The organism is Enterobacter sp., from assembly GCF_977039595.1.
In genome coordinates this window covers 59,031-69,799 of the sequence record NZ_CDRQYH010000015.1, presented here as the reverse complement: position 1 = coordinate 69,799, position 10,769 = coordinate 59,031, and the positions used below count along the sequence as shown (strand labels likewise).

Below are 10,769 nucleotides of genomic sequence, written 5' to 3'. Positions count from 1 at the left end.
TACGAGCGCTGAACAAAATGACGAAAGCAGGTATGCCTGAAAGCGTGCGTATTGCCTGAAAACACAACCCGCTACGGGGGAGACTTACCCGAAATCTGATTTATTCAACAAAGCCGTGATTATATGAAAGATAATCCTGTACCGACTTCTGAGCTGTCTACCTCGCGTTTTGCCTTTGGGCTCAACAATACCGAGGTGGGCACGGTCCCGTTGATGCTGTTCGTCGGGATTGCCGCCATTGTGGCGACGTCCGCCTGGGCAGGGCTGCTGCCGAAAAATATGATCGGTGGCCTCGCGGTCATCATGACCCTCGGTTTCGCGTTTGCCAAAGTGGGGCGTCAAATCCCGGTACTGAAAGATATCGGCGGCCCGGCGATCCTGTGCCTGATGGTCCCCTCCGTGCTGGTCTATTTTGGCGTATTCGGGAAACATACCCTTGATACCGTGCATCTGCTGATGAAAGAGGCGAATCTGCTCTATTTCGTCATCGCCTGCCTGGTAGTCGGCAGCATTCTGGGGATGAATCGGGTGCTGCTGATCCAGGGGATGATGCGCATGTTTGTTCCGCTGGTGGCGGGAACATGCATGGCCGTGCTGAGCGGCCTCATTGTGGGCTCAATGTTTGGTTATACGCCTTACCACACCTTCTTCTTCATCATTGTGCCCATCATTGGCGGCGGGATCGGCGAGGGGATTTTGCCGCTGTCCCTGGCCTATTCGGCAATACTGGGGCAGACGCCGGACGTCTACGTTGCGCAGCTGGCACCCGCTGCGGTCGTTGGGAATATCTTCGCCATTATTTGTGCGGGCTCGCTGGCGCGACTCGGCGCTAAACGTCCTGCGCTCTCGGGAAATGGCATGCTCACGCGGAGTAAAGACGACGCCAGCCTGTTTGCCGGGGCGCAAAGCACGCAGCAGACGGATTTTCATCTGATGGGGGGCGGGTTACTGATGGTGTGCGCGTTTTTCATCGTCGGCGGACTGTTTGAAAAACTGGTGCACATTCCCGGCCCGGTGCTGATGATCCTGATCGCCGTTCTGTGTAAATACTTCAGGGTGATCCCGGCCTCAATGGAGCAGGGCGCGCATAGCTGCTATAAATTCGTCTCGGCTGCGCTGGTCTGGCCGCTGATGATCGGCCTCGGGATGTTATACGTGCCGCTTGAGAGCGTGGTGTCGGTCTTCTCGGTGGGATACGTTGTGGTATGCGGTTCGGTTGTGATTGCGATGGCGCTGAGCGGCTACGTTATTGCGTCGCGTCTGAATATGTATCCTGTGGAAGCGGCCATTGTGACCTGCTGCCACAGCGGGCTGGGCGGAACGGGGGACGTGGCCATTTTGTCCGCGTCTAACCGGATGTCGCTCATGCCGTTCGCGCAGATCGCCACCCGCATCGGCGGCGCGTCGACGGTGATTTTCGCCACGCTTCTGATGGGCTGGATTATGGCGCACTGATCAGAAAGCTCAGGATACTGAATCGCAACGACATTTTCAGGATGTCGCTGCGGTTCAGTCCTTTATAAATATCCCTGCGCTGTATAGAATTACCGCATCCACAGCGACGGGATATCACACCATGACCGGAAGAGTTGATTATCAGATTGAAAAATACCTCCTTACCGAAGCCGCCGAACCGGAGCGCCTGACGCGCCAGTGGGCGGAGGTGCTGGAGGAGTGTCGTGAGCAACAGTCCGGTGCAGAGGATCGTCTGCGTCTCGCGCTGCTTAATGTGGATTATGTCACCAGCTTCGAGCTGCCGTTCAGGCTGCTCCTCACCCGCGCGCCCCAGCTGATTGACGCTGTCAGAAAAGAGCTTCAGCTCAGTCAGAAAAATGTTCTGTTTAACGGCAAGCGCTTTGGCTGCGTCTATAGCCTTAAAAGGGATCTGGACGGCATACCTGACGAGTTTACCTATCAGCTGAAAACGCGTATCCATCGCAGTGACGAAACAGGATGTAACGAACTGCCTTACCGGCAAATTGCCCAGCAGGTTAAAGCCCCAAAGGAACGCCTCAAGCTGGCGCTGGAAAACGGGCTGTCTGTAACCGCGCTCGATGGACTTTTCTGGTTTGGCATTCAGCGCATCGCGGCCGATGTGCAGAGGTTAAGGAAAATGGGCGTGAGAATTGTGACTTCGGAGACTGAGGTCTTTGATACGCTTACGAAGACCAGCCGGCGAATCCCGGCTTATAGTCTTGATCGCCCGGAATGAGTTTCAGTCTCTGACCAGTCGACAGCATCAAACATGACGAAAAATGGCGGCCAGTTTTTTTACAGCGTCTTCTATTTCACTTTCCGTGTATGCAGCAAATCCCATCAAAAAACCGGTCGAAGCGGGGGGGCCTGCATACAAATCCGTAAGCCCAAGTATATCAACACCCGCGCGTCTGGCGGCGGAGGCCATCTCTTTCTCGGATATTCCATGCTTCAGGTGACAAGGCATTTGCATTCCCCCCGCTGGCGTTTCATAGGTAACATACCCGGAAAGATAGGCGTCCATCATGCTTGCCAGCGCGTCTCGACGAGCAACGTAAATACTCCGCATCTTGCGAACATAGGCCCCAAAATGACCCCCCTCCAGAAATTTAGCCAGCGTCAGTTGGGTTATTGAGGCGGTGTGGCCATCCATTAATGTCCTCGCCATGGTGAAGGGCTGTGTCAATTCTGCGGGGACGATCATGTAGGCAATACGCAGCCCGGGGAACAGAGATTTGGTGAACGTGCCGATATAAATTGTCCGGTTGTAACTATCAAGCCCCTGAAGACTGGCCATAGGCTTACCTTCGTAGTGAAACTCGCTGTCATAGTCATCCTCAACGATCCAGGCCGAGTGACGATTTGCCCAGTCAATGACGGCCAGTCGTCGGTCAAGAGAGAGCGTCACCCCGGTAGGATATTGATGAGAAGGCGTAAGGGAGATAGCCCTGACAGGCTCGGTCAGAGCATTCAGGGCGTCAACCGAGATGCCTTTTTCATCAAGAGGAACCGGAATACAGTGCAGTCCTGCAGCGTTGAACGCTTTCTGTGCCCCTTGATAGCAGGGATCTTCAATGACAATGCCATCCCCGGCGTCCATCAGCACGTGGGAACAAAGCGCAAGCGCCTGTTGAGAACTTGTCAGAACGATGACCTGTTCTGCCCTCGCACGCGTCCCGCGTTCAAGGTTGACATATTCCGCAATTGCCCGCCGCAAGCGCTCTATACCCTGGGGGGGACTTTGCTCTAGCGCCTGGTGTTGAAATTCCTTCAGTACCTGTCGCTGAAGTCGCTCCCAGGTTGAAATGGGAAACATGCGGGTTTCAGGAATTCCGGGTGCCAGCGGGCGGGGTGAGGAAAACTCGCGGATTCCTCCGCTTTCATAGATGACTTTTCCACGGGCGCTGAGTTTTGCTTTTCGTATCTCAGCGGTTGGCTGATGGTGTCGGGGGCGGGGTTTTAAAAAACGCGCGCTGGAGGAGACGAAGCTTCCTCTGCCAGTTTGTCTCTCAATAAAACCTTCAGCATGCAGGCTGGAGTAGGCCGCTTCAATGGTATCCCGGGAAACGCTGAGAGACGCCGCAAGAGCACGTGAAGCCGGAAGGGCCTTGCCATGAGAAAGTATCCCTTCCAGTATCAGCGTCCGTATAGCTCTCTGGATCCTTTCATGAAGCGGTAGGGATCCATGAGCGGGGTCGATAATCCATGCCTTGACCGTTTCAAGCTGCGCGTGCTTAAACATTACGTTGTCCACTTTTCCTCTGCGTCTCTTGATTCTAAAGCAATAGTGCCTGTAGCAGGATGAAAAATTGGTCTGCCTTCATGATGAAAATTGGCGGGGCAAAACATGCCATTCAGCGAATACACTCTTACTGAAACGAATAACGGATAAGCAAAGAGGCACTATGAACGCTATGAGCGTAACAATTGAGGCAGTAAAAGAACGTGATTTTGCAAGCTGGATGCCGCTATGGGGAAAATATCAGGCGTTTTACAATGTCGATCTGTCTGGGGCAATTACTGAACGAACCTGGCAACGATTTTTCAGCCCCGTTGAGCCGCTATTCTGCGTGGTGGCACGATGTAATGGAGACGTCGTGGGCTTTGCGCATTATCTTTTTCATCGCTCGACCTGGGCTGAGAACGATTACTGCTACCTCGAAGACTTATATGTCTGCGATGCTGCCAGGGGCAAACACATCGGTAAACAGTTAATAGAATATGTTCAGAGAGAGGCCAGAAAACATCACGCCAGCCATCTTTACTGGCATACGCATGAAGCTAATTATCGCGCGCAACGATTATACGACTGGATTGCGAAAAAAAGCGGGATGATTGAATATCGTATGCACGTCAGATAATTCCCTTTGCTGAAGCTATGCCCCTTAAAATGTTACGGGGCATTATTCAGGGGAAAACAGGCATGTCTTTATGATTTAGCCTGTAAAAGTATCGCCATCAGCCCCGGAAAGCGGGTATCCAGATCGTCTCTTCGCAATGAAATCATGTTTTCGCGTCCCTGCGGACGCTGCCAGATGACTCCGCTGTCGCGCAGTACGCGCCAGTGATGGGTCATCGTGGACTTCACCACATCTTCCGGGCGCAGCGCGTTACAGCTGAGTTCGCTGCCATCTGCCAGCCGGCGAATTATCGCAAGCCGGAGCGGGTTGCCGAGGGCAAATAGCACATTTTCCAGCAGTATTTGTTCAGTTTCAGGGTGGTTTGGGATCATCGTTTTCCTGCGTATGGTGTCAGATTGAGCTATATCAACAATAGGTCAACCATTAAAAAATAGTTCGATAATACTCGTACAATAGGACTATTATAGCAAACGAACGAATGCACGACCATCCTGGTCGTCACAGACAAGTCATAAGACTTAAGGAAATATCATGCCCCGACCCATCCCTCTCGAACGTTATCGCAACATCGGTATCTCCGCGCATATCGATGCCGGTAAAACCACCACCACCGAGCGCATCCTCTTTTATACCGGGATGAGCCACAAGCTGGGTGAAGTACACGATGGCGCGGCAACCACAGACTGGATGGCGCAGGAGCAAGAGCGCGGGATCACGATTACCTCGGCGGCCGTCAGCTGCTTCTGGCCGGGTATGGACAGAGGATATGAACCGCACCGGATCAACATCATCGACACCCCGGGGCACGTGGATTTCACCATTGAGGTGGAACGTTCCATGCGCGTGCTTGACGGCGCCGTGATGGTGTATGACTCCGTGGGCGGCGTGCAGCCGCAGTCGGAAACCGTCTGGCGTCAGGCCAATAAATATCACGTTCCGCGTCTGGCCTTCGTTAACAAAATGGACCGTCCGGGTGCCGATTTCTTCCGCGTCGTGCGGATGATGCAGGAACGCCTGAAGGCCAATCCGGTGCCGATTGTCATCCCGGTAGGTGCAGAAGATCGTTTCACCGGCGTGGTGGATTTCATCAAGATGCGCACTATTCTGTGGGACGATGCGACTCAGGGCATGGTGTTTACCTATGCGCCCGTGCCGGATGATTTAGTCAGCACCGCCCAGGAGTGGCGTGAAAAAATGGTCTCTGCGGCTGCGGAAGCCAGCGATGAACTGATGGACAAATACCTGGAAACGGGCGATCTGTCGGAAGCGGAAATCATCAAAGGGTTGCGTATTCGCACTATCTCGGGCGAAATCCAGCCGATGCTATGCGGCAGCGCGTTCAAAAACAAAGGCGTGCAGCGCATGCTCGATGCGGTGATTGAGCTTATGCCGTCGCCGCTGGACGTGCCTGCTATTGATGGCGTGGATGAAAAAGGGCAGCACGCGGAGCGTCATCCGAGCGATGATGAGCCGTTCTCGGCCCTGGCATTCAAGCTGATGAGCGACCCGTACGTTGGTCAACTGACCTTTATCCGCGTGTACTCTGGCGTGCTGCGTAAAGGCGACGCGGTGTATAACCCGGTGAAAGGGAAGAAAGAGCGTATCGGGCGTATCGTGCTGATGCATGCCAACGATCGTCACGAGGTGGACGAACTGCGCGCCGGGGATATCGCGGCCTGCGTGGGGCTGAAAGACGTGACCACCGGTGACACGCTCACCGATCCGAACGCCGTCATTACGCTTGAGCGCATGGAGTTCCCGGATCCGGTGATTTCGCTGGCGATTGAGCCGAAAACCAAAGGCGATCAGGAGAAAATGGGGATCGCGCTGCAGCGTATGGCGGCGGAAGATCCATCTTTCCGCCTGCATACTGACGAAGAGTCCGGCCAGACCATTATCTCCGGGATGGGTGAGCTACATCTTGAGATCATCGTCGACCGCATGAAGCGTGAGTTTGGCGTCGAAGCGAACATTGGTCGTCCGCAGGTAACCTACCGCGAAACCCTGCGTAAAACGGTGAAGGATATCGAAGGCAAATTTGTCCGTCAGTCCGGCGGCAAAGGGCAGTACGGCCATGTGGTGCTGAGCCTGGAGCCGCTGGAGCCTGGAAGTGGTTTTAAATTTGAAGATGCCACTAAGGGCGGCGTGGTTCCGCGCGAGTATATTCCGTCCGTTGAGAAAGGGCTGCGGGAAGCGATGAACAGCGGAGTGCTGGCGGGCTATCCGGTTGTAGACGTCAAAGCGACGCTGACGTTTGGCTCGTATCATGACGTTGACTCCTCGGAGATGGCGTTCCGCATGGCGGCGATCCTCGGCTTTAAAGAGGGCGCCCGCAGGGCGGACCCGGTGATCCTTGAGCCGATCATGCATGTGGAGGTGGAAACGCCGGAAGAGTACGCCGGTAACATCATGGGCGATCTCTCTTCCCGTCGCGGTATGGTGCAGGGGATGGCGGAGCAGTACGGAAGCCAGATTATTCGCGCTGACGTGCCGCTGGCAGAGATGTTTGGCTATGCCACGACATTGCGCTCGATGTCCCAGGGACGCGCGACGTATACGATGGAGTTCCATCATTTTGCGGAAGCCCCGCGGAATGTTGCGGATGAAATTATTGCGCGTCGTGCGAAGTAATACGGTCACCCTCTCCCAATTGGGGGAGGGTTTTCTCAATCCAGCGCCTTCACCATTTTCCCGCTCGCCACAAACGTCCCGGCCCCAAGATGATGCAGGGTATTCAGCTTATCCCCGTCAAACTGCCAGCGTCCGGCGACAAACGCGCGTTCATCGGCTGCCGCTGAAACCACTTCACCAAACAGCGTATCGTATTTTTCTGCCGCGGAGGTGACGGGTAGTAACCGACACTCCATCCACGCCAGACATTTTTCTTCAATCACCGGCAGGCCGAGCGCAGGGCCGTTCACCACCGGGATCCCATAGCAGTTGAATTTGTCCTCGTCGCGCCCGCTGACGCTACCGACCGCGTATGTCCAGTTTGCCGCCGCCACGCCGGGGATGACGATGCCAAACTTCCCGCTGCGCTCGATCAGCTCGCGTGACCAGGTACTTTTATCCACGACGATCGCGATGCGCGGCGGCTCAAACTCAACGGGCATTGACCATGCGGCGGCCATCACGTTACGTCTGTCGAGGCTTTCATCCCGACTGGTGATAAGCACAGTAGGGCCGTGGTTCAGCAGACGGCTGGCATGACGTAATTCAACAGGGCGAAAGTGGCTCATAGGATCTCCTCATCTACACCGATGATTATGGCGAAAAAGCACGTAAATCAAAGTGAGTGCATAAAATTAGTTTATAAACAGAACATCACAATCAAAGGAAACTGATGCATGTCCCCATTCCTGACCGCCTATTTCGCCCGCATCGGCTGGACGCAGCCGACACAGGTGGATATCGATACCCTGCGCGCGCTGCATTTACTTCACAACTGTGCGATCCCTTTTGAGAATATCGATGTCGTTCTGCCACGCGAAATCCAGCTTGACGATCGGTGCCTCGTTGACAAGCTGGTCACCGCACGTCGCGGAGGCTACTGCTTTGAGCAAAACGGCCTGTTCGAGCGCGTATTGCGTGAGGTCGGATTTACGGTGCGCAGCGTGCTGGGACGCGTGGTATTAGCGAGTCCGCCGCAAATGCCGCCGCGCACGCATCGCCTGCTGCTGGTTGAGCTTAACGGTGAGCGCTGGATAGCCGATGTCGGGTTTGGTGGCCAGACGCTGACGGCGCCGATTCGCCTGCTCGCTAATGAAGAACAGGAGACGCCGCACGGCCTGTACCGTCTGCTGAGCGAGGGCAACGACTGGGTGCTGCAGTTCCGTCACCACGAGCACTGGCAGTCGATGTACCAGTTTGACCTGACTACGCAGTATTTCAGCGATTACGTGATGGGGAATTTCTGGTCGGCGCACTGGCCGCAGTCGCATTTCCGTCATCATCTGCTGATGTGTCGCCATCTGCCGGACGGCGGCAAGCTGACGCTGACCAACTTCAACTTTACCCACTGGCAGAATGGCCATGTGGAGGAGCAGATCCATTTGCCGGATGCCGAGGCGCTTTATCAGCTGATGCAGGAACGCTTTGGACTGGGCGTTGACGATGCAAAACACGGATTTTCCCTGGCGGAGCTAACGGCGGTAATGGCGGGCTTTGATACACATCCTCAGGCCGGGAAATAATGCGCAAAGAGGGGGCTGTTGGCCCCCGACAACTTCACTTCTGAGACGGGGGAGTAAATAACTCGAGGGTGATTAATTTATCCAGATGATTGTTAAACGCGGTTTCATCCATTTCGGGCATGTTTAAGATATACATCCCGTCAAGACCGCATACCAGGCCAATCAAGCGCCAGGCGATATTTTCCGCCCGATCGCCAGGACGAAATACCCCGGCCTCTGTTCCCGCACAGATCAGCGCCACCGTTTCCTGATGCCACATCTCCATGGTCATCACATAGGCGCCTTTGATATCGGCATCGCGGCTGGCCAAGATCTGCGCTTCGCGCCACAGGCGAATATAGGGCTCGAACCTGCCGTCATCGCTGCCGAGCATGGCATGAAGCTGCTCCCGCCATCCGGCCTGTTTACCCGCGACATCCGCATCTAACAGCTCGCGAATTAACCGTACGAAGGCCAGCGATTTTAGCTCTCCGCCGGAGGTAAAATGGTGGTGAACCTGTCCGGTCGCAACCCCGGCTTCAGCTGCAACGCGGCGTACCGTCATTGCCGCCAGTCCTTCAGCCAGCGCCACGCGCATGGCGGCCTGTAAGATGGCTTCGCGCCGTTCATCCTTGCTCAGATATCGCATCGTTACTCACTCTCAATGGGAACGAAACGAGTGTAACAAAAAGCTGGACACGCGTTCAACTTTGCGTAGGATCGCAATCTGGACATGTGTCCAGGTTTAAAATGAAAAGGAAATTTATGTTTCGTCAGTGGTTAGCGTTAGTGATTATCGTGCTGGTGTATATCCCGGTCGCGATTGACGCGACGGTGCTGCACGTGGCGGCGCCAACATTGAGCATGACGCTGGGCGCCAGCGGTAACGAATTATTGTGGATCATCGATATCTACTCGCTGGTGATGGCGGGTATGGTGCTGCCGATGGGCGCCCTGGGGGACCGGATTGGTTTTAAACGACTGCTCATGATTGGCAGCACGCTGTTTGGCCTGTCGTCGCTGGCGGCAGCGTTTGCCCCTTCAGCAGGATGGCTGATCGCGGCGCGCGCCTCGCTGGCGATCGGTGCTGCAATGATCATTCCTGCCACCCTGGCTGGGATCCGCACGCTGTTTACCGACGCGAAAGATCGCAACATCGCGCTCGGCGTCTGGGCGGCGGTCGGTTCCGGCGGGGCGGCGTTTGGCCCGCTGATCGGCGGTATGCTGCTGGAGCATTTTTACTGGGGATCGGTGTTTTTAATCAACGTGCCGATTGTGCTGGTGGTGGTTTCGCTGGCCGCGCGTTTTGTCCCTCCTCAGCAGGGACGACCGGAGCAGCCGCTGAATATCAGCCATGCCATCATGCTGATCGTGGCGATTTTGCTGCTGGTCTACAGCGCCAAAACCGCGCTAAAAGGCGCGCTGTCGCCGTGGCTGGTGGCTTCCGCGCTGGTGAGCGGCTCGGTGCTGCTGTTTATCTTCGTGCGTATTCAGCTTCGCGCCCGCGTACCGATGATCGACATGCGCCTGTTCTGTCACCGCATCATTCTGAGCGGCGTGGTGATGGCGATGACCGCCATGATTGCCCTGGTCGGGTTTGAGCTGCTGATGGCCCAGGAGCTGCAGTTTGTTCACGGCTTTACGCCGTTTGAAGCGGGCATGTTTATGCTGCCGGTGATGGTCGCCAGCGGGTTCAGCGGGCCGATCGCGGGCGTGCTGGTTGGGCGTTTGGGGCTACGCATCGTCGCGGCCGGCGGCATGGGGCTCAGCGCCGTCAGCTTTATCGGCCTGTCGACGCTCGACTTCAGCACGCAGCAGTGGCAGGCGTGGGGGCTGATGGTGCTGCTCGGCTTCAGTGCCGCCAGCGCGCTGCTGGCCTCGACCTCGGCAATTATGGCTGCCGCGCCGAAGGAGAAAGCCGCCGCCGCAGGGGCGATTGAAACCATGTCCTATGAGCTGGGGGCCGGGTTGGGGATTGCGATCTTTGGCCTGCTGTTGACCCGCAGCTTCTCGGCGTCGATTGAGCTGCCGCAGGGGCTGAACGCCTCGCTCGTCGACAAAGCCTCGTCATCGATTGGTGAAGCGATGAAGGTGGCGCAGAACCTGACGCCGTCTTTGGCTGAGCCGGTGATTGAGGCGGCGAAAAGCGCGTTTATTACGTCCCACAGCGTGGCGCTGGGCAGCGCGGGCGGAATGCTGCTGTTGCTGGCAGTGGGGATCTGGTTTAGCCTGGCGAAGGCCAATCCGCAGTAAACAGCGC

General features: G+C 55.9%; 10 protein-coding genes. 6 read left to right on the top strand and 4 right to left on the bottom strand.

Annotated features, from left to right (window positions below; genetic code table 11):
• Positions 1–123: 123 nt before the first annotated feature.
• A complete protein-coding gene (locus ACWYRJ_RS07230; protein ID WP_111963648.1) occupies positions 124–1,455 on the top strand; it encodes a 2-hydroxycarboxylate transporter family protein in 1,332 nt (443 codons plus the stop codon).
• A gap of 121 nt (positions 1,456–1,576) precedes the next feature.
• Entirely contained in the window at positions 1,577–2,212 is a 636-nt protein-coding gene (locus ACWYRJ_RS07225; RefSeq protein ID WP_111963647.1) for an ECs1377 family protein, read from the top strand.
• A gap of 27 nt (positions 2,213–2,239) precedes the next feature.
• On the opposite strand, the gene pdxR is transcribed toward ACWYRJ_RS07225, so the two are convergent.
• Entirely contained in the window at positions 2,240–3,718 is a 1,479-nt protein-coding gene (gene pdxR / locus ACWYRJ_RS07220) for a MocR-like pyridoxine biosynthesis transcription factor PdxR (protein ID WP_111963646.1), read from the bottom strand.
• Positions 3,719–3,881: 163 nt separating this feature from the next.
• Between pdxR and ACWYRJ_RS07215 the strand changes: the two genes are divergently transcribed.
• Positions 3,882–4,337, top strand: coding sequence for a GNAT family N-acetyltransferase (locus ACWYRJ_RS07215; protein ID WP_111963645.1), 456 nt, complete (start codon positions 3,882–3,884; stop codon positions 4,335–4,337).
• A 68-nt stretch (positions 4,338–4,405) separates the two neighbouring features.
• Here the strand turns inward: ACWYRJ_RS07215 and ACWYRJ_RS07210 are convergent, their stop codons facing one another.
• Entirely contained in the window at positions 4,406–4,708 is a 303-nt protein-coding gene (locus ACWYRJ_RS07210; protein WP_111963644.1) for an ArsR/SmtB family transcription factor, read from the bottom strand.
• 160 nt (positions 4,709–4,868) lie between these two features.
• Here ACWYRJ_RS07210 and fusA point away from each other — a divergent pair, with 160 nt between their 5' ends.
• Positions 4,869–6,968 carry an elongation factor G gene (gene fusA / locus ACWYRJ_RS07205; RefSeq protein WP_455507638.1) on the top strand — a complete coding sequence of 700 codons (2,100 nt, stop codon included), beginning with the start codon at positions 4,869–4,871 and terminating at the stop codon, positions 6,966–6,968.
• 35 nt (positions 6,969–7,003) lie between these two features.
• On the opposite strand, the gene ACWYRJ_RS07200 is transcribed toward fusA, so the two are convergent.
• Entirely contained in the window at positions 7,004–7,576 is a 573-nt protein-coding gene (locus ACWYRJ_RS07200) for a flavin reductase family protein (RefSeq protein ID WP_252093037.1), read from the bottom strand.
• A gap of 108 nt (positions 7,577–7,684) precedes the next feature.
• Here ACWYRJ_RS07200 and nhoA point away from each other — a divergent pair, with 108 nt between their 5' ends.
• A complete protein-coding gene (nhoA, locus tag ACWYRJ_RS07195) occupies positions 7,685–8,530 on the top strand; it encodes an N-hydroxyarylamine O-acetyltransferase (protein WP_455507637.1) in 846 nt (281 codons plus the stop codon).
• A gap of 34 nt (positions 8,531–8,564) precedes the next feature.
• Here the strand turns inward: nhoA and ACWYRJ_RS07190 are convergent, their stop codons facing one another.
• Positions 8,565–9,158: a TetR family transcriptional regulator gene (locus ACWYRJ_RS07190; RefSeq protein ID WP_127731041.1), complete on the bottom strand. Its 594-nt coding sequence runs from the start codon at positions 9,156–9,158 to the stop codon at positions 8,565–8,567.
• Positions 9,159–9,274: 116 nt separating this feature from the next.
• Between ACWYRJ_RS07190 and ACWYRJ_RS07185 the strand changes: the two genes are divergently transcribed.
• Positions 9,275–10,762 carry a SmvA family efflux MFS transporter gene (locus ACWYRJ_RS07185; RefSeq protein WP_455507636.1) on the top strand — a complete coding sequence of 496 codons (1,488 nt, stop codon included), beginning with the start codon at positions 9,275–9,277 and terminating at the stop codon, positions 10,760–10,762.
• Positions 10,763–10,769: the final 7 nt, after the last annotated feature.